General features: G+C 71.1%; 19 protein-coding genes, 1 tRNA gene, 1 pseudogene and 1 riboswitch. Of the genes and pseudogenes, 12 read left to right on the forward strand and 9 right to left on the reverse strand.

The genetic code is table 11. The features are described from left to right. Positions 1 to 55 precede the first annotated feature (55 nt). Positions 56 to 250 carry a hypothetical protein gene (locus tag ACQY0Z_RS11060; protein ID WP_439812183.1) on the reverse strand — a complete coding sequence of 65 codons (195 nt, stop codon included), beginning with the start codon at positions 248 to 250 and terminating at the stop codon, positions 56 to 58. Between the two features lie 138 nt (positions 251 to 388). Continuing rightward, complete coding sequence (locus tag ACQY0Z_RS11065) at positions 389 to 553, reverse strand: hypothetical protein (RefSeq protein WP_347225439.1); 165 nt, start codon at positions 551 to 553, stop codon at positions 389 to 391. 202 nt (positions 554 to 755) lie between these two features. On the opposite strand from ACQY0Z_RS11065, the gene ACQY0Z_RS11070 reads away from it, so the two are divergent. After that, positions 756 to 1,508: an MBL fold metallo-hydrolase gene (locus ACQY0Z_RS11070; protein ID WP_254587562.1), complete on the forward strand. Its 753-nt coding sequence runs from the start codon at positions 756 to 758 to the stop codon at positions 1,506 to 1,508. 107 nt (positions 1,509 to 1,615) lie between these two features. Here the strand turns inward: ACQY0Z_RS11070 and ACQY0Z_RS11075 are convergent, their stop codons facing one another. Then, positions 1,616 to 2,866 carry a PTS transporter subunit EIIC gene (locus tag ACQY0Z_RS11075; protein WP_189897830.1) on the reverse strand — a complete coding sequence of 417 codons (1,251 nt, stop codon included), beginning with the start codon at positions 2,864 to 2,866 and terminating at the stop codon, positions 1,616 to 1,618. Between the two features lie 210 nt (positions 2,867 to 3,076). Further along, positions 3,077 to 4,384 (reverse strand): PTS transporter subunit EIIC, encoded by a 1,308-nt coding sequence (locus ACQY0Z_RS11080; protein ID WP_347225433.1) that lies wholly within the window; start codon positions 4,382 to 4,384, stop codon positions 3,077 to 3,079. A 184-nt stretch (positions 4,385 to 4,568) separates the two neighbouring features. Here ACQY0Z_RS11080 and ACQY0Z_RS11085 point away from each other — a divergent pair, with 184 nt between their 5' ends. The 4 genes from ACQY0Z_RS11085 to rdgB all read left to right on the forward strand — a co-directional run bounded on the left by ACQY0Z_RS11085 (position 4,569) and on the right by rdgB (position 6,832). Next, positions 4,569 to 4,802 (forward strand): glucose PTS transporter subunit EIIB, encoded by a 234-nt coding sequence (locus ACQY0Z_RS11085; RefSeq protein ID WP_006131663.1) that lies wholly within the window; start codon positions 4,569 to 4,571, stop codon positions 4,800 to 4,802. Positions 4,803 to 4,914: 112 nt separating this feature from the next. Continuing rightward, positions 4,915 to 5,652: a ribonuclease PH gene (rph, locus tag ACQY0Z_RS11090; RefSeq protein ID WP_019525090.1), complete on the forward strand. Its 738-nt coding sequence runs from the start codon at positions 4,915 to 4,917 to the stop codon at positions 5,650 to 5,652. 141 nt (positions 5,653 to 5,793) lie between these two features. Continuing rightward, positions 5,794 to 6,192, forward strand: coding sequence for a hypothetical protein (locus tag ACQY0Z_RS11095; protein ID WP_189897833.1), 399 nt, complete (start codon positions 5,794 to 5,796; stop codon positions 6,190 to 6,192). 37 nt (positions 6,193 to 6,229) lie between these two features. Further along, positions 6,230 to 6,832 carry an RdgB/HAM1 family non-canonical purine NTP pyrophosphatase gene (gene rdgB / locus ACQY0Z_RS11100; protein ID WP_189897834.1) on the forward strand — a complete coding sequence of 201 codons (603 nt, stop codon included), beginning with the start codon at positions 6,230 to 6,232 and terminating at the stop codon, positions 6,830 to 6,832. A gap of 46 nt (positions 6,833 to 6,878) precedes the next feature. Here the strand turns inward: rdgB and ACQY0Z_RS11105 are convergent. From ACQY0Z_RS11105 to bcp, 3 genes and pseudogenes are all read right to left on the reverse strand, one after another. Further along, positions 6,879 to 6,950 (reverse strand) — tRNA-Leu (locus tag ACQY0Z_RS11105). A gap of 15 nt (positions 6,951 to 6,965) precedes the next feature. Beyond that, a pseudogene (locus ACQY0Z_RS11110) lies at positions 6,966 to 7,739 on the reverse strand (HNH endonuclease signature motif containing protein). 136 nt (positions 7,740 to 7,875) lie between these two features. Beyond that, complete coding sequence (bcp, locus tag ACQY0Z_RS11115) at positions 7,876 to 8,343, reverse strand: thioredoxin-dependent thiol peroxidase (protein WP_019525095.1); 468 nt, start codon at positions 8,341 to 8,343, stop codon at positions 7,876 to 7,878. 139 nt (positions 8,344 to 8,482) lie between these two features. Between bcp and ACQY0Z_RS11120 the strand changes: the two genes are divergently transcribed. The 3 genes from ACQY0Z_RS11120 to ACQY0Z_RS11130 all read left to right on the forward strand — a co-directional run bounded on the left by ACQY0Z_RS11120 (position 8,483) and on the right by ACQY0Z_RS11130 (position 9,731). Beyond that, entirely contained in the window at positions 8,483 to 8,812 is a 330-nt protein-coding gene (locus tag ACQY0Z_RS11120) for a DUF3618 domain-containing protein (protein ID WP_189897836.1), read from the forward strand. A 63-nt stretch (positions 8,813 to 8,875) separates the two neighbouring features. Further along, positions 8,876 to 9,229, forward strand: coding sequence for a GroES family chaperonin (locus ACQY0Z_RS11125; RefSeq protein WP_189897838.1), 354 nt, complete (start codon positions 8,876 to 8,878; stop codon positions 9,227 to 9,229). 83 nt (positions 9,230 to 9,312) lie between these two features. Beyond that, positions 9,313 to 9,377, forward strand: a riboswitch (guanidine-III (ykkC-III) riboswitch). Positions 9,378 to 9,410: 33 nt separating this feature from the next. After that, entirely contained in the window at positions 9,411 to 9,731 is a 321-nt protein-coding gene (locus ACQY0Z_RS11130; RefSeq protein WP_189897839.1) for a DMT family transporter, read from the forward strand. Between the two features lie 28 nt (positions 9,732 to 9,759). On the opposite strand, the gene ACQY0Z_RS11135 is transcribed toward ACQY0Z_RS11130, so the two are convergent. Then, positions 9,760 to 12,321, reverse strand: coding sequence for a transglycosylase domain-containing protein (locus tag ACQY0Z_RS11135; protein WP_439812184.1), 2,562 nt, complete (start codon positions 12,319 to 12,321; stop codon positions 9,760 to 9,762). A 289-nt stretch (positions 12,322 to 12,610) separates the two neighbouring features. On the opposite strand from ACQY0Z_RS11135, the gene ACQY0Z_RS11140 reads away from it, so the two are divergent. The 4 genes from ACQY0Z_RS11140 to ACQY0Z_RS11155 are packed head-to-tail and all read left to right on the forward strand — an operon-like array spanning position 12,611 to position 16,130. Continuing rightward, complete coding sequence (locus tag ACQY0Z_RS11140; RefSeq protein ID WP_266473535.1) at positions 12,611 to 13,411, forward strand: ABC transporter permease; 801 nt, start codon at positions 12,611 to 12,613, stop codon at positions 13,409 to 13,411. Beyond that, complete coding sequence (locus ACQY0Z_RS11145) at positions 13,404 to 14,225, forward strand: ABC transporter permease (protein ID WP_266473533.1); 822 nt, start codon at positions 13,404 to 13,406, stop codon at positions 14,223 to 14,225. The genes ACQY0Z_RS11140 and ACQY0Z_RS11145 overlap by 8 nt, the downstream gene beginning before the upstream one ends. Before the next feature lie 8 nt (positions 14,226 to 14,233). Further along, positions 14,234 to 15,247 (forward strand): ABC transporter ATP-binding protein, encoded by a 1,014-nt coding sequence (locus tag ACQY0Z_RS11150; protein WP_439812185.1) that lies wholly within the window; start codon positions 14,234 to 14,236, stop codon positions 15,245 to 15,247. Between the two features lie 34 nt (positions 15,248 to 15,281). Further along, on the forward strand, positions 15,282 to 16,130 hold the full coding sequence (locus ACQY0Z_RS11155; protein WP_347225430.1) for a DUF1707 SHOCT-like domain-containing protein: 849 nt from the start codon (positions 15,282 to 15,284) through the stop codon (positions 16,128 to 16,130). Positions 16,131 to 16,154: 24 nt separating this feature from the next. Here ACQY0Z_RS11155 and ACQY0Z_RS11160 read toward each other — a convergent pair whose 3' ends face one another. Next, positions 16,155 to 17,549, reverse strand: a complete 1,395-nt coding sequence (locus ACQY0Z_RS11160) for an SGNH/GDSL hydrolase family protein (protein WP_381727071.1) — start codon at positions 17,547 to 17,549, stop codon at positions 16,155 to 16,157. Between the last annotated feature and the right edge of the window lie 259 nt (positions 17,550 to 17,808).

The raw sequence follows: 17,808 nt of genomic DNA on the forward strand, positions 1-17,808 counted from the left end.
GCACCGAAGCCACCCGCGCCGCCCGGAAGGGCGTGCGTACGGGTGGCTTCGTCGTTCAGCGACCGCCGGTCTCGCGGAGGTGCGGGGGCAGCGGCGGAGGCGGCAGCGGCGGAGGCGGCCGCCAGGCGCCCGGGGGCAGCAGGACGGGACCGCCCGCCGCGACGCGGGCGTGCGTCTCTTCGGCACGTCTGCGGGCCAGGGGGTTGTCGTCGCGGACGAAGTGCAGGCACACGACGTTCCTGCCGCGCACCTCCCTGGAGTGCAGGGCGTAACCCAGCTCGTGCGCGATCGCCTCGACGTGCTTGGCGCGCGCGACCCGCAGGCCGCGGAGGGTGATCTCGACCCGCCCCCCGCCCGTCGAAGTGCGCGATGACCTCCCCGTCCTTCGTCACTCCGCCTCCGCGTCCCCCTCCCCCTCCCCCTCCCGCTCCCTCTCCCGCTCCCGGCGGCGGTCTCCGCGGGGGCGGCCGCCTCTGCCCCAGCCGTCGACGAGGGCGGTGACCAGGGCCAGCAGGACCACCGCGGCGAGTGCGAGCCACCAGGCCGTGTTCATGACCAGACCGTACCGGCGCGGAGCGAGGGCGCGCGCCCCCGCCCACCCCGGTACGCGCCCCTTCCAGCCGAACCGGTGACAGCACAGGTGAGTTCGCCCACAACAGCGCCTGGTGGAGGAGCGACCGCAGGTTTTGCGCCTTACGCTCGACAAACCGCACGACCCCCGTCTTCTCCCACCCGCCAGCGGAGGTTTCTGCTTCATGAAGCTCACCGTCGTCGGCTGCTCGGGGTCGTTCCCGTCCGCGGAATCGGCCTGCTCGAGCTACCTCGTCGAGGCCGACGGCTTCCGGCTGCTCCTCGACATGGGCAACGGCGCCCTGGGCGAGCTGCAGCGCCACTGCGGTCTCTACGACCTCGACGCGATCTTCCTCAGCCATCTGCACGCCGACCACTGCATCGACATGTGCGCCTACTTCGTGGCGCGTTACTACCGGCACGACGGCGGCCGCTGCGCCCCGCTGCCGGTCTACGGCCCCGAGGGCACCGAGCACCGGCTGACGACCGCCTACGCCGACACCCCCTCGGCCTCCTCCATGAGCGAGGTCTTCGACTTCCACACGGTCAAGCCGTCCACCTTCGAGATCGGCCCGTTCGTCGTGCACACCGAGCGCGTCGCGCACCCGGTCGAGGCGTACGGCATCCGCATCGAGCACGGCGGGAAGACGCTGACCTACTCCGGCGACACGGGGACGACCCCGCTCCTCGACGACCTCGCCCGGGACTCCGACCTCTTCCTGTGCGAGGCCGCCTTCACGCACGGCAAGGAGAACATCCCGGACCTGCACCTCAACGGCCGCGAGGCGGGCGAGTCCGCGGCCCGCGCGGGGGCCCGCCGGCTGATCCTCACGCACATCCCGCCGTGGACCGACCCGCAGGTCAACCTCACCGACGCGCGCGCGGCGTACGACGGCCCGGTGGGGCTGGCGGCGCCGGGGGCGACGTACGAGATCTGAGGACCCACGCGAAACGTTGCGGCACCACGCGAAACGTTGCGGCACCACGCGGAAGGCCCCGGAACCGCCATGCGGTTCCGGGGCCTTCCGTGTCGTACGGGGAGGGGTTACGCCTTGGTGGCGTCCTCCAGCTCCTCCTCGGGCTCACGTCCCGGGGTGGGCAGGTCGAACTTGGTGATGGCGAAGCGGAAGAGCACGTAGTAGATCACCGCGAACACCAGGCCGATCGGGATGATCAGCCAGGGCTTGGTCGCCAGGTTCCAGTTCAGGGCGTAGTCGATGAAGCCCGCCGAGAAGGTGAAGCCGGCGTGCACGCCGAGCGCCCAGGTGATCGCCATGGACAGCGCCGTCAGCACCGCGTGGATCACGTACAGCGCCGGGGCGATGAACATGAACGCGAACTCGATCGGCTCGGTCACACCGGTCACGAACGACGTCAGCGCGAGCGAGAGCATCATGCCGAGCACGGCCTTGCGGCGCTCGGGACGGGCGGCGTGCGCGATGGCGAGCGCGGCGGCCGGCAGACCGAACATCATGATCGGGAAGAAGCCCGACATGAACTGGCCGGCGTCCGGGTCACCCGCGAAGAAGCGGTTCAGGTCGCCGTGGACGACCTCGCCCGCCGCGTTGGTGAAGTCACCGATCTGGAACCAGGAGACGGTGTTCACGAACTGGTGCATGCCGATGGGGATCAGCGCGCGGTTGATCAGACCGAACAGACCCGCGCCCGCGGCGCCCAGACCGGTGATCCACTCGCCCGCGTCGGAGATGAGGTTGCCGATCGGCTCCCAGACCAGGCCGAAGAAGACGCCCACGAGGGTGCCGACGAAGGCCATGATGATCGGGACCAGGCGGCGGCCGTTGAAGAAGCCGAGCCAGTCCACCAGCTTCTTGCGGTGGTACCGCTGCCACAGCACCGCGGCCAGCAGACCCATCAGGATGCCGCCGAGGACACCCGGGTTGTTGTACGTCGCGGCTATGTCCGCGCCGTCCTGCACCTTGGCCTCGGTGACCGGGAAGGCCTTCAGCACGTTGCTGTAGACCAGGAAGCCGACGAGCGCGGCGAGAGCGGTCGAGCCGTCGGACTTCTTGGCGAAGCCGATGGCCACACCGATGCAGAACAGCATCGGCAGGTTGTCGAAGATGGCGCCACCGGCGGTGGCGAAGACGGCCGCGACCTTGTCCCAGCCCAGGCCGTCCGCGCCGAACACGTCCGGCTGGCCGAGGCGCAGCAGGATGCCCGCCGCCGGCAGCACGGCGATCGGGAGCTGAAGGCTGCGGCCGACCTTCTGCAGGCCCTGGAAGAGGCCGGATCCCCGCTTCTTTGCGGGGGCCGCCGAGTCGGTGGCGGTGCTCATACTTCCTCCATCGGTGGTGGTCTACACCACTAGTGGTGTAGACCTGTTGTAGCACGATGAAGGCCACGTAAGGAACCCGCGAATCCGCGACCGCAGGACTACGCACCGTGCCCTCACGAAAGCGCCCACGAGGCACCTCCGCGAGCACACCGAAAAGCCCCCGGAACTCAAGATCCCGAGGGCTCGGACAGCCGCCACCAGCCTAAGAGATCAGCGACGCGTCGCGTCCTCCACCTCCTCCTCCGGCTCCCGCCCCGGAGTCTTCAGATCGAACTTCGTGATCGCGAACCGGAACACCACGTAGTACACCGCCGCGAACACCAGCCCGATCGGGATGATCAGCCACGGCTTCGTCGCCAGGTTCCAGTTGATGACGTAGTCGATCAGACCCGCCGAGAAGCTGAACCCGTCGTGCACCCCGAGCCCCCACGTCACCGCCATCGACACACCCGTCAGCACCGCGTGCAGCGCGTACAGCAGCGGCGCGACGAACAGGAACGAGTACTCGATCGGCTCCGTGATGCCCGTGACGAACGACGTCAGCGCCACCGACAGCATCAGACCGCCGATCTCCTTGCGCCGGTCAGGACGCGCACAGTGCGTGATCGCCAGCGCCGCCGCCGGCAGGGCGAACATCATGATCGGGAAGAACCCCGACAGGAACTGCCCCGCGTCCGGGTCGCCCGCCAGGAACATGTTGATGTCACCGTGCACCACCGTCCCGTCCGGCTTCGTGTACGTGCCGAACTGGAACCAGATGGGCACGTTCAGGAACTGGTGCAGCCCGATCACCAGCAACGCCCGGTTCGCGACCCCGAACACACCCGCGCCCCACGCGCCGAGCCCTGTCATCCAGTCGCTGAAACTCTCCAGCGCGTCACCGATCGGAGGCCACACCCACAGGCACAGCGCCGCGAACACGATCGCCGCGAACGCCATGATGATCGGGACCAGGCGCCGCCCGTTGAAGAAGCCCAGCCAGTCCACCAGCTTCGTCCGGTGGAACCGCTGCCACAGATACGCCGCCGTCAGACCGATGACGATGCCCCCGAACACCCCCGGATTCTGGTAGTCGAACGCCGTCACCGTCCCGTCCGCCAGCTGACAGCCGACGTTCGGCACCGCCTGAGACCCCTCAGGACAGTCCTTCGGGAACTGCCGCAGCACATTGAAGTAGACGAGGAACCCCGCCACCGCCGCGAGCGCCGTCGACCCGTCCGCCTTCTTCGCCATCCCGATGGCCACACCCACGCAGAACAGCAGCGGCAGCCCCAGCGAACCGTCCAGCAGCGCCCCGCCCGCCCCCGCCATCACCTTCGAGACGTTCGTCCATCCCAGACCGTCGTCCCCGAACACGTCCGGCTGCCCCAGCCGGTTGAGGATGCCCGCCGCCGGCAGCACCGCGATCGGCAACTGCAGGCTCCGCCCCATCTTCTGCAGACCCTGGAACAGCCGGTGCCAGCGCTCCCGCAGCGGGCTCGCCCCGGCATCGGCACCGGCGGGGCTCTCGGTACTCATCAAGTCCCCTTCGCTGGACGGGCCAGAGGGTTTGGCGGCAGTCCACCCGGTGGTGTAGACCAGTGAGGCAGGACGGTTCCGCTGTCGTGACGCCCATCATCGAGCGCCCACGACATGACCGCTCGCAAAGATGGGCCAACTGTGGGTTACTGCGACAAAGCGGTTCGGATCAGGGAGAACGAACATGGCCACCAAGGCTGAGAAGATCGTTGCCGGGCTCGGCGGCATCGACAACATCGAAGAGGTCGAGGGCTGCATCACCCGCCTCCGCACCGAGGTCGTGGACCCCTCCAAGGTCGACGACGCCGCCCTCAAGGCCGCCGGCGCCCACGGCGTCGTCAAGATGGGCAGCGCCATCCAGGTCGTCATCGGCACCGACGCCGACCCCATCGCCGCCGAGATCGAAGACATGATGTGACCCACCCCCACATCTGACGCGCGCGCCGCGGCCCCGCGGGCCGCCACCGCACACGGGCCCTTCCCCCAGCACGGGGAAGGGCCCCGCCGCGTCTACGGCTAGGCTCAGCGCCATGTCTCGCATCGACGGCCGCACCCCCGAACAGCTCCGCCCCGTCACCATCGAACGCGGCTGGAGCAAACACGCCGAAGGCTCCGTCCTCGTCTCCTTCGGCGACACCAAGGTCCTCTGCACCGCCTCCGTCACCGAAGGCGTCCCCCGGTGGCGCAAGGGCAGCGGCGAGGGCTGGGTCACCGCCGAATACGCCATGCTTCCCCGCGCCACCAACACCCGCGGCGACCGCGAGTCCGTCCGCGGCCGCATCGGCGGCCGCACCCACGAGATCAGCCGACTCATCGGCCGCTCCCTGCGCGCCGTCATCGACTACAAGGCCCTCGGCGAGAACACCGTCGTCCTCGACTGCGACGTCCTCCAGGCCGACGGCGGCACCCGCACCGCCGCCATCACCGGCGCCTACGTCGCCCTCGCCGACGCCATCGGCTGGGCCCAGGACAAGAAACTCGTCAAGCCCGGCCGCAAGCCCTTGACCGGCACCGTCGCCGCCGTCTCCGTCGGCATCGTCGCCGGCGTCCCCCTCCTCGACCTCTGCTACGAGGAGGACGTCCGCGCCGACACCGACATGAACGTCGTCTGCACCGGCGACGGCCGCTTCGTCGAGGTCCAGGGCACCGCCGAGGCCGAACCCTTCGCCCGCGCCGAACTCGACGCCCTCCTCGACCTCGCCGTCACCGGATGCACCCAACTCGCCGCCGCCCAGCGCACCGCACTCGATATCCTCCTCCAAAGGTAAAGGGCACCCCAAGAAGCAGGGCCGGCGCGAGCAACCGCGCCGGCCACCGCCGCGTCTGAAGGGATACGGGCGCACGGGCACCCCCCGCGCGCCCCGCCGACACACCGGGCCCCACCGGCCCGACGAGGGAGGGAACCACCCATGGCAGCGAGCCGCCGACGCCGCACCTCAGCCGTCGCCGCCACCCTGGCAGCCGTCGCGCTGACCGCCGGACTCACCACCGGCTGCTCCGCCGTCGACAAGGCACTCGACTGCGTCCGCACCGCCGACGCCGTCGCCGAGAGCGTCGCCGACATGCAGCAGGCCGTCGAGAACGCCTCCAACGACGTCACCCAGCTCGAGGAAGCACTCGACTCCGTCGACAAGAACCTCGGCGAACTCCGCGACCAGACCGACAACGCCGACGTCAGCAAGGCCGTCGACGACCTCGAGAAGGCCGTCGACAACGTCCGCACCTCCGTCGACAACGGCGACACCACCCCCGACCTCAAGCCCGTCACCGACGCGGCCGGCGAACTCACCAAGGTCTGCACCCCGTAACGACGGCGCCCGTCATGGGCCCGGGGATACTGGGCCCATGACCCGCCTGATCCTCGCCACCCGCAACGCCGGAAAGATCACCGAGCTCCGCTCGATCCTCGCCGACGCGGGCCTGCCCCACGAACTCGTCGGCGCCGACGCCTACCCCGACGTCCCCGACGTCAAGGAAACCGGCGTCACCTTCGCCGAGAACGCCCTCCTCAAGGCCCACGCCCTGGCCCAGGCCACCGGCCTGCCCGCCGTCGCCGACGACTCCGGCCTCTGCGTCGACGTCCTCGGCGGCGCCCCCGGCATCTTCTCCGCCCGCTGGGCCGGCACCCACGGAGACGACAAGGCCAACCTCGACCTCCTCCTCGCCCAGCTCGCCGACATCGCCGACGAACACCGCGGCGCGTACTTCGCCTGCGCCGCGGCCCTCGCGCTGCCGGACGGCACGGAACGGGTCGTCGAGGGCCGCCTCAACGGCACCCTCCGCCACGCCCCCGCCGGCACGAACGGCTTCGGCTACGACCCGATCCTCCAGCCGGAGGGCGAGACGCGGACGTGCGCGGAGCTGACCCCGGAGGAGAAGAACGCGATCAGCCACCGGGGGAAGGCGTTCCGGGGGCTGGTGCCGGTGGTCAGGGAGCTGTTGGGCTAGTGCAGTAAGGGGGCCTGCCTCTTTCGAGACAGGCCCCCTCCTCGTGTACGCCCGGTCGGATTCGAACCGACAAACACGACCACCTAAAGGTCGCCGCTCGCCGTTGGCGTACGGGCGCAAGCACGGATCCACTTTACTGGGCGGACGTCCGCTGTCGCTGGCCTCCGCGGCACCATGTGTCTGTCGTCGAGTGACAATTGGGGCAGAGCAGGCGCAAATTGTCCCTGCGGTCGTCGCTCCAGTCCCCGTTGATGTGATCGATCTCCAGGATCATCGGCTTGCCGAGCCACTCGGGCCCCGTACCGCATTCGGCGCACTCGTTCGGTACGCCGACTTCGAGTAGCGCCCGGCGTAGCAGCACGGTGCGGGTCCGGCGACTGCCGTCGTGCTTGACCAGGATGTCCTCGGGCGGCCTGAGCGGGGTCGTACCCGGCTTGCCCCGCTGGTGGGCCTGCCCCAGGAAGTGGGCCGTCGAGAGGTTCTCCTCGGCGACCCGACGACGAAGGAGGGCGCGCTGAGTGCCGCAGTACGGTCTCGGGTGTCCTCCGCTGCCGGGGAATGCCACGCCGGGTCGGCGTCCGGAAGTGCGACGTGTCGATGCCGTACGCCTTGATCCTGCGGCTGATGTGCGTGTGGTGCCCGCCGACCACCTCAAGTCCCAGGCGGCGCAGCACCTCGCACATGTTCGTCGACGCCGCGACCGCCTCCCGGAGGATCTCCGGCGTCCATTTCACACCTTCCCGCTGGAAGTGAGAGGTGTCGACGCCGAGCCGCTTCATGCGGGTCAGCACGTACCGCCGTGTCGAACTCCTCGGATCCACCCCAGCCGCACCAGTGCCTCCGACAGCGTCCGTGCTTCCCGGGCGGCTTCCTCCAGCCGTTCCTTCGTGTACACGCTCGCCCCCACCGATCCCCTCCGTCGTCCGGCCACGTGTTCGTGGTCTCGTACGGAGCAACGAACCGGATATCGGACGGTCACGCACGGAAAGCGGAACGGCCTGTACCGGCACCCCGGTACAGGCCGTTCCGAAAGAGGAGCCGGGTCAGATGCCCAGGTCCTTGATGATCTTGGCCACGTGGCCCGTCGCGCGGACGTTGTAGAGGGCGTGTTCGACCTTGCCCTGCTCGTCGACGACGATCGTGGAGCGGATGACGCCCATGTAGGTCTTGCCGTAGTTCTTCTTCTCGCCGTACGCGCCGTACGCGTCCAGGACCTTCTTGTCCGGGTCGGCGAGCAGGGTGACCTTCAGGTTCTCCTTCTCGCGGAACTTCGCGAGCTTCTCCGGGGCGTCCGGGGAGATGCCGATCACGTCGTACCCCGCCCCGGCCAGCACGTCGAGGTTGTCGGTGAAGTCGCACGCCTGCTTGGTGCAGCCGGGCGTCAGCGCCGCCGGGTAGAAGTAGACGATGACCTTGCGGCCCTTGTGGTCGGCCAGCGACACCTCGTTGCCGTCGGCGTCGGGCAGGGTGAAGGCGGGGGCCTCGTCCCCGGGCGTGAGGCGTGCGCTCATGGGTCTCGTCTCCTCTTACGTGCACTGCGTGGATCGGGTGCCGGGATCGAGGGTAACCGGGGGTCCTGACAGTGCGGCGCGGCCTGAAGCTGACAGACTGTCCGGCACAGGCAACACAGCGGATCGTGGAGGCGACACGGTGGCGGACACGGCGGACACCAGGACCCCGGCGCAGATCGAGGCGGACATCGCGCGTCGCCGTGCGGTGCTGGCCGAGACCCTGGACGAGATCGGGGTGCGGGTGCACCCGAAGACGATCGTGGGGGACGCGAAGGCCAGGGTCGTGTCGAACGTGGACCACACGCTGGGGCGCGCCTATGTGGGCGTCAACCGTGTGGTGAGCGATGTGAAGGCGCAGTTCGTGGACGAGACGGGGTCGCCGCGGCTGGAGCGGGTGATCCCGGTGGGGCTGCTGGTGGTGGGGGTCGTGGGTCTGCTGGCCCTGGGTACCCGTAAGCGGCGGCGCTGAGGTGCCCTCGGACGGGTCCCCCTCCCGCGTGCGTCCGTCGTCGAGGCAGGTAGGTTTCAGGCTGTGAGCGCCAACAGAAACGACAGTTCCCAGCACGACAAGCTGCCGATCCGGATGCTGCACGACCGTGTGCTCGTGCGGCAGGAGACCGGTGAGGGCGAGCGGCGTTCGGGGGGCGGCATTCTGATTCCCGCGACGGCGGCGGTGGGCCGCCGGCTGGCCTGGGCCGAGGTGGTCGCGGTGGGGCAGAACGTGCGGACGGTGGAGCCCGGTGACCGGGTGCTGTTCGACCCGGAGGACCGGGCGGAGGTCGAGGTGCGCGGGACGGCGTACGTGCTGATGCGTGAGCGCGATCTGCACGCGGTGGCCGCGGACCGGTTCGAGGGGGCGGAGGACTCGACCGGGCTGTATCTGTAGTCCGCGTTTCCTCGTGGACAGGAGGGCCGGTGACAGCCGTCACCGGCCCTTCGCGCGTGGTCGGCTACCGTGGGAGGTCCTGTGCGGTTCCGCCGTGCGGGCCCCGACGAGACGCGCCGTACCGGGGTGAAGGCAAAGACGACGCACCCCCGTTTCGCTGTCGTGTCCCGGAGGTGTCGTCATGGCCTGGGTTCTGCTGGTGGTCGCCGGTCTGCTGGAGGTCGGCTGGTCGGTCGGCATGAAGTACACGGACGGTTTCACCCGTCTGTGGCCGAGTGTGCTGACGGGCGCCGGCATCGTCACGAGCATGCTGCTGCTGTCGTACGCGGCGCGGACGCTGCCGATCGGGACGGCGTACGGCGTGTGGGTGGGGATCGGCGCGGCCGGGGCGGCGGTGCTGGGCATGGTGGTGCTGGGTGAGCCGGTGACCGCCGCCCGGATCTTCTTCATCTCGCTGCTGCTGGTCGCCGTGGTGGGTCTGAAGGCCACCTCGGGTCACTAGAAGGCCACCCCCGGACACCAGGCGGCGTCTAGTTCCAGCGGCGTCCGTCGAGGGCGCCGCTGAGTCCGCCGGGGCCGGGGAGTTCGTCGCGGTTGGAGCCGCCGTCGTCGGTGTTCCCGCCGCCGCCTGTGTCCGTGCCGTCCGTGCCGGTGCCTGCGCCGTCGCCGGTGTCGCCGGTCTGGCCGCCGGTGGGGGAGCCGGTGGCGGTGCCTCCGGTGGAGTCCTGGCCCTCGCTCTCCGTGCCGTCCTCCTCGCCGGTGCTGCTGCCGCCGTCCTCGGGGGTGCCGCCGTCGGTGTCCCCGTCGTCGGTGCCGTCGGCGTCGTCGCCGGCGGAGGAGGACGGGCCGTCGGAGGAGGACGGCCCGCCGCTGGAGTCGGGGGCCGGGGGCTGGCTCTCGTTGGCGCCGGGCTGGAGCCGCAGGCTGAAGGAGCTGACGGGCACGCCCTTGAGGGCGTCGCTGGTGTACTGGCCCCAGATCTCGGCGGGGGCGCCGCCGCCGTTCACGCGGGGCAGGCCCATCGCGCCGTAGAGGGACTTGTGTCCCGCGGTGACGGGGTCCTGGCCCATGACGGCGACGACGGTGGCGAGGTCGGGGGTGTAGCCGGCGAACCAGGCCGCGGTGTCCTCCTCGGCGGTGCCGGTCTTGCCGGCGGCGGGGCGTCCGGAGGTCTGGGCGGCGGTGGCGGTGCCCTTCTCGACGACGCCCTTGAGGACGGACGTGGTGGTGTCGGCGGCCTCGCGGCTGACGGCCTGCCGGGTGCGCCGCTCGGGGAGGGCGATGTCGCGGCCGTTCTGGGTGATCTTCTCGACGAGGGTGTACGGGGTGTGCTTGCCGTGGTTGGCGAGGGTCGCGTACGCCTGCGCCATGTCGAGGACGCTGGCGTTGGCGACGCCGAGGGCGATGGAGGGTCCGCCGCCGTCGAGGTCGGGCGTGTCGGGGGAGAGGCCGAGGGCGACGGCGGTCTCGCGGACCTTGTCGGGGCCGACGTCGACGGCCATCTGGGCGTAGACGGCGTTGACGGACTTGTCGGTGGCCTCGCTGACGGTGATGTCGCCGTAGTCCTCGTGGTCCTCGTTCTCGGGCGCGTAGCGGGGTCCCGCCCAGCCCTGGACGGGGCGTTCGCTGGTGCCGTCGTAGCGGGTCTGGGGGGTGATGCGGCGGCCGTCCTGGGTGCGGGAGCCGTTCTCGACGGCGGCGGTGAGGACGAACGGCTTGAAGCTGGAGCCGACCTGGAAGTCCCGGCGGGTGGCGTTGGGGGTGTACTGCTTGACGTAGTCGATGCCGTTGTACATCGCCACGACCTTGCCGGTCTTGGGTTCGACGGAGGCGCCGCCGGCGCGGACGTAGGTGTCGACCTTGCGGTTCTTCTTGTCGAGCCGGTCCATGAGGTTGTCGTTGACGGACTCGACGAAGGCGTCCTGCTTGCTCTTCTGCAGGGTGGTGGTGATGCGGTAGCCGCCGGCGTCGAGGGCGGCCTCGTCGACGATCTTGTTGTCGGTGAGGTGCTGCTTGACGATGTTGACGATGTAGCCGCGCTGCCCGGACATGCCGGTGGAGTGGGTGGTCCGCTTGGGCACGGGGAAGGTGAGGCGGGCGCGTTCGGCCGGGTCGAGCCACCCTTCGTCGACCATGCCGTCGAGGACGTAGTTCCAGCGCTTCTCGACGAAGCCGCGGTTCTCGGGGTGGGCGATCACGTCGTACTGGCTGGGGGCGTTGACGAGGGCGGCGAGGTAGGCGGCGCGGCCGGCGTCGAGTTCGGAGGCGTCCATGTCGTAGTAGGCATGGGCGGCGGCCTGGATGCCGTAGGCGCCGCGGCCGAAGAAGCTGGTGTTGAGGTAGCCCTCGAGGATCTCGTCCTTGGACTGGTTGCGGTCCAGCTTGATGGCGATGAAGAACTCCTTCACCTTGCGGGTGACGGTCTGCTCCTGGCGCAGGTAGTAGTTCTTCACGTACTGCTGGGTGATGGTGGACCCGGACTGCTTGCCCTTGCCGGTGACGGTGTTCCAGGCCCCGCGGACCATGGCCTGGGGGTCGACGGCGGACTCGGTGTAGAAGTCGCGGTCCTCGGCGGCGAGGACGGCGTGCTGGGCGTCCTCGGAGATCTGGGAGAGCGTGACGTTCTCCCGGTTGACCTCGCCGTCGCGGGCGATGACGGTGCCGTCGGCGTAGAGGTAGACGTTGGCCTGCTGGGTGGCGAGGGCGTTGGCGGCGGGGATCTGGACGAGGGCGTAGCCGAGGAGGAAGCCGCCGACGAGGAGCACGGCGGTGACGAGGAACGCGCCGGCGACCATGCGCCAGGTGGGGACGAGGCGGCGCCAGCCGGTGCGGCGGGCCTTCAGGGCGGCCCGGCGTTCCTCGCGGGCGGCCTTCTTCGCGGAGACGCCGACCTTCGCTGAACCGCCGGATTGCGCGGGGGCTGAGCCGGTCCCGTCCTTCCCGCCGGGTTCCCCGTCGAATTCATCCGATCGTGGGAGGGCGGCTTCGTCCGTCCGGGTGTCGTCCCGGGCGTCGTCGGGCGTGTCGGCCGCCTGAGGCTCGTGCGATGCCCAGCCCGGGCGGGGCTTCTTCGGCTGCGGCTCGTCGCTCATGTCGTGCACGGACTCCTGATTCGCCTCGTTCGTTCCCGTACGCCTCATGCATGGGCGTACGCGTCTTCTGTGCGCGTACGCCCCGTGCGTGCCTCTTATTGAAGACTGTCGCATCCGTCGCCGCGTTCGCCGGGCGGCGACGCGCGTCGTGCACCCTGCGGCTCCCGCCGCACGGCCGCGCCGGGTGTTCACCTGACCGGAGGACGGGCCGGAAAACCCGTGGCGGCGCATCCGCCGCGCGCAATAGGCTCCTGCGCTTCGGTGTCGCGGCGGTGAGGGGAGGGAAACGGTGGGTTCGGCACGGTTGTACCTGGCCGTGGCGGCCCGGGGGTTCCGGCGGTACGCGTCGTACCGGGCGGCGACCGCGGCCGGGGTGTTCACCAACACGGTGTTCGGGCTGATCCTCGTGTACACGTATCTGGCGCTGTGGGACGAGCGTCCGGGCCTCGGCGGGTACGACCAGGCGCAGGCGGTGACGTACGTGTGGCTGGGCCAGTGCCTGTTCGCGGCGCTGGCGATCCAGGGCGGGGGCGTCGAGGCGGAGCTGATGGAGCGGATCCGCTCCGGCGAGATCGCGGTGGACCTGTACCGGCCGGCGGATCTGCAGCTCTGGTGGCTGGCAGGTGACCTCGGCCGGGCGGCGTTCCAGCTGCTGGGGCGCGGGGTGGTGCCGTTCCTGGTGGGCGGGCTGTTCTTCCCGACGGCGCTGCCCACACGCTTCGACACGTGGGTGTGGTTCGCGGTGGCGCTGACGCTGGCGGCGCTGGTGAGCTTCGGCATCCGCTATCTGATGGCGCTGAGCGTGTTCTGGCTGCTGGACGGCACGGGCGTGAGCCAGCTGATGATGATCCTCGGGGTGTTCTTCTCGGGCATGGTGCTGCCGCTGAACGTCTTCCCCGGCGGGTTCGGGGAGGTGGCGCGGGCGCTGCCGTGGGCGGCGCAGCTGCAGGTCCCGGCGGACGTGCTGATGGGGGAGACGGCCGTGGCGGGGGCGCTCGCGTTCCAGGCGATGTGGGCGGTGCTGCTGCTCGCGGCGGGCCGGCTGGTGCAGGCGGCGGCGACGCGCCGGGTGGTGGTGCAGGGTGGCTGAACGCGGAGCGGTGCCCGAGGGGCTGCGGGCGTACCGGATGATCGCCGGGATGTGGGTGCGGTCCGGGATGACCTACCGGACGTCGTTCGTCTTCACCCTGTTCGGCAACCTGGTGCTGACGGGGATGGACTTCGTCGGGATTCTGCTGATGTTCTCGCAGGTCGACTCGCTGGCAGGCTGGTCGCTGCCCGAGGTGGCGTTCCTGTACGCGGCGTCGGTGACGTCGTTCGGGCTGGCGCATCTCGCGGCGGGGTCGATGCCGCACCTCGGCACGCGGATCCGGGACGGATCCTTCGACGTGCTGCTGGTGCGTCCGGTGCCGGTGCTCGCTCAGGTCGGCGGGGACCGTTTCTCGCTGCGCCGCCTGGGGCGGATCGCGCAGGGCGGGGCGGTGCTGGGCTGGGCGCTGGTGGCGGCTGACGTCGACTGGACGGTGGCGAAGGTGCTGCTGGTGCCGCTGATGGTGGTGTCGGGCGCCGCGATCTTCGTGGCGGTGTTCGTGGCGGGCGCGGCGTTCCAGATCTACGCACAGGACGCGGCGGAGGTGCAGAACGCGTTCACGTACGGCGGGACGACGATGCTGCAGTACCCGCCGGCGGTGTTCGGGAAGGACCTGGTGCGCGGGGTGACGTTCGTGCTGCCGCTGGCCTTCGTGAACTGGGTGCCCGCCGCGCACGTCCTGGGGCGCCCGTATCCGCTGGAGCTGCCGGGGTGGGTGGCGTTCGCGTCGCCGCTGGTGGCGGCCGTGTGCTGCGGGCTGGCGGGGCTGGCGTGGCGGACGGGACTCAGGGCGTACAGGAGCGTGGGGAGTTGAGCGGGCGGATGGAAACGGCAGCGGGGTCCGGAGACGCGTTCATCGAGGTGGACGGGGTCGAGAAGGTCTTCGACGTGCGCCGGCGCAAGGGGCTGCTGCGGCGGGAGCGGCACCAGGTGCGGGCGGTGGACTCGATCTCCTTCACGGTGGCGCGCGGCGAGATGGTCGGCTACATCGGGCCGAACGGCGCCGGGAAGTCGACGACGATCAAGATGCTGACGGGCATCCTTACGCCGAGCGGGGGCCGGCTGCGGGTGGCGGGGATCGACCCGTCGCGGGAGCGGACGCGGCTGGCGCACCGGATAGGGGTGGTGTTCGGGCAGCGCACGACCCTGTGGTGGGACCTTCCGCTGATCGACTCGTACAAGCTGATGCACCGCATGTACCGCATCCCGGACGCCCGCTACCGGGAGAACCTGGCCCGGCTGGTCGAACTGCTCGATCTGGGCGACCTGTTGGAGGTGCCGGTGCGGCAGCTGTCGCTGGGGCAGCGGATGCGCGGGGACATCGTGGCGGCGCTGCTGCACGACCCGGAGGTGCTGTACCTGGACGAGCCGACGATCGGCCTGGACGTCGTCTCCAAGACCCGCGTGCGGGAGTTCCTGCGCCAGGTGAACGCCGAACGCGACACGACGGTCCTGCTGACCACGCACGACCTCCAGGACATCGAGCAGGTCTGCTCCCGCGTGATGGTCATCGACCAGGGCCGGCTGGTGTACGACGGGGCGCTCGCCGGGCTGCACGAGGTGGGGGAGAGCGAGCGGACGCTGGTGGTGGACCTGGAGCGGGACTGCCCGCCGGTGGAGGTGCCCGCGCCCGCCCGGGTGGTACGGGTGGACGGGCCCCGCCAGTGGGTGGCGTTCCCCGCGTCGGAGCCCGCGGCCGCGCTGGTGACCCGGATCGCCGGGCGCTACCCGCTGGTCGACCTGTCGGTGCGGGAGCCCGACATCGAGGCGGTGATCGCGAAGATGTACGCGGAGCGCGCCGGGCGGGCGCCCTCGCGGTCCCCGCAGTCCTCGTAGCCGTGTGACGGGGACAACTCGTAGGCTGCTGGGTATGACCGACGACGCACCCGCACCGGACCTCCGCGCCTCCGACGCCGACCGTGAACGGGTCGCCGAAGTCCTCCGGGACGCCCTCGCCGAGGGCCGCCTGGACATGGAGGAGTTCCAGGAGCGGCTGGACGCCACCTACCAGGCGCGCACCTACGGGGAACTGGCCCCCATCACCCGCGACCTGCCCGCGTCCGGCACGGTCGTCGCGCCCTCCGTCTCCCTGACGAAGGACCCGGGGGCGAGCGGCAGTTGGGCGGACCGGATCGTCGGCGGGGACGACTCGGGGACGTCGACCTGGGCGGTCGCCGTGATGAGCGGCTTCCAGCGCAAGGGCCGGTGGACGGCGCCCCGGCGGTTCAACTGCTTCGCCTTCTGGGGCGGCGGCGAGATCGACCTGCGCGAGGCGAACTTCGCCGACCGGGAGATCGTCATCAACGCCGTCGCCATCATGGGCGGCGTCGACGTGATCGTGCCGCCGGGCGTGGAGGTGGTGGTGCGCGGCGTCGGCATCATGGGCGGCTTCGACCACCGCGAGGAGGGCGTGCCGCCGGAGCCGGGCGCCCCGCGCGTGATCGTCTCCGGGCTCGCCTTCTGGGGCGGCGTCGGCGTGCAGCGCAAACTGCCCCGCGCGGAGCGGCAGCGGCTGCGTGAGGAGCGGCGCCGGGAGAAGCAGGCGCTCAAGGAGGAGCTGCGGCGGGAGCACCTGGAGCGTGCCGAGCGGCAGCGGCAGGAGCATCTGGACAGCGCCGAGCGGCACCGCCGTGAGCTGGAGGAGTCGCGGCGACCGCACGACCCGCTGAACCTGCACAGCCCGCACAAGCAGCACGAGCGGCGGCCCGAGGACCGCTGACCGCGCCCACCGGCCCGGCGGCGGTCACAGCCGCGCCGGCGCCCCGCCCTTCAGCGCCTTCAGCTCGAACGACTCCGCCATGCGCGCGTAGCCCGCGTCGCTGGGGTGCAGCCCGTCCCCGGAGTCGTAGCCGGCCCGGAAGCGGCGCGGGTCGTACGCGTCGCGCACCGCCTCGTCGAAGTCCACGACCTCGTCGAACACGCCGCCGTCGCGGATCTCCGCGTTCACCCGCTGCCGTACGTCCTCGCCGTACGGGGTGTACCCGTGGTGCCCGCGGTACGGCATCAGGGTCGCCCCGACGACCTTGAGCCCCCGCGCGTGCGCCCGCTCCGTCAGGGCCGTCAGCCCGTCCAGGATCCGCTCCGGGTCGGCGGTGTCCGGGGCGCGGAGGATGTCGTTGATGCCGAGCACGACGACCACGACCCGCACGTTGGCGTGGCCCAGCACGTCCCGGTCGAAGCGGCGCGGCGCGCTCGGGTTGCGCGGGGGCCGGCCGGGCCCGTCGGCGAGGACCCGGTTCCCGCTGATCCCGGCGTTGACGACGCTGTAGCGGGGGAGGTCCCGGCCGGACGCGAGGGCCGTGCGCAGCCGGTCGGAGAGCACGTCGGGCCAGCGGGCGTCGGCGCCCATGGTCGCGGAGATGCCGTCGGTGAGGGAGTCGCCGAGGACGACGACCGTGCCCTCGGAGTCGTCGCTGAGCACGTCCAGCGCGGTGACGTACCGCCAGACGGTGCTCTGCCCGCCGTAGGCGGCACCGGTGGTGTCGCGGGTGTGCTCGCCCTCGGCGACCCAGGAGATCTGCCGGGCGTGCTTGTGGTACGTCACCGGGCCGGAGGGGGCGGGGGAGTACACGCTGATCAGCACGTGCGCGTCGCGGGGGATCAGGACGCTCACGGCGTCGCTGACGACCTGTCCGCCCGCCGGGACGACGACGGACGGGTTCCCGGCGAAGGTGAGGGGCCGCATGGTGCCGGCGAGCGCGGCGGCGGTGTCCGGGTCGGCGGAGACGGCGATCGACGCGTGCGTGAGGGTGAGCGGGGCGCGGCCGTAGAGGTTGGACAGGGTGACGCGGGCGCGGCTGCCGCCGGCGGTGGTGCGGACGACGTTGCGTACGGACCGGCCCGCCAGCCCCGCCGTCTCCGTGCCGGGTTCGCCGCCGCCCGGTGAGGCGGCCCAGGCGGTGACCCAGGTTCCGGCGGAGGCGGGCGAGACCGGGTTTCCGGCCCCGCCGCCGTCCCGGGCGGGGGTGGTCCGCCCGCGCAGGCCGTCGGCGGACACCCCGACGAAGATCACGGCGGACACGGCGAGGACCGCCGCGAGCATCGCGGCGAGCAGGGCCGCGTGCCGTCCGGGCCGCCCCTGCGGGGCGGGGTGCCGCGGTGCGCGGGGCGGTGCCGCCGTGTCCCCGTCACGGGTCATGCTGTTCTGTTCTCCTCGGGAAGCGGGAGCCGCTCGCGGCTCCGTCGCACCATGGTCGGTCAGGGCGGGGGAGGCCGGGTGCGGGACGCGGCCGAAGATCATCCGGGCGGACCCGGACAAGCCGCGGTGCGACCCCGGGCGGGGCCTTCGGGTGGTCGGTCCGGACAGCCCGGGGTGTCCGGGGCCGGCTCGGGGTACCCCTAGGTGACGTCCCTGGACATTCCCCCCACGGACAGACGCCGGGAACTCCTGTTCCGTT

The sequence above is a fragment of the Streptomyces sp. P9-2 genome (assembly GCF_051903975.1).
In the GTDB taxonomy this organism is placed as follows: Bacteria; Actinomycetota; Actinomycetes; order Streptomycetales; family Streptomycetaceae; genus Streptomyces; species Streptomyces cellulosae.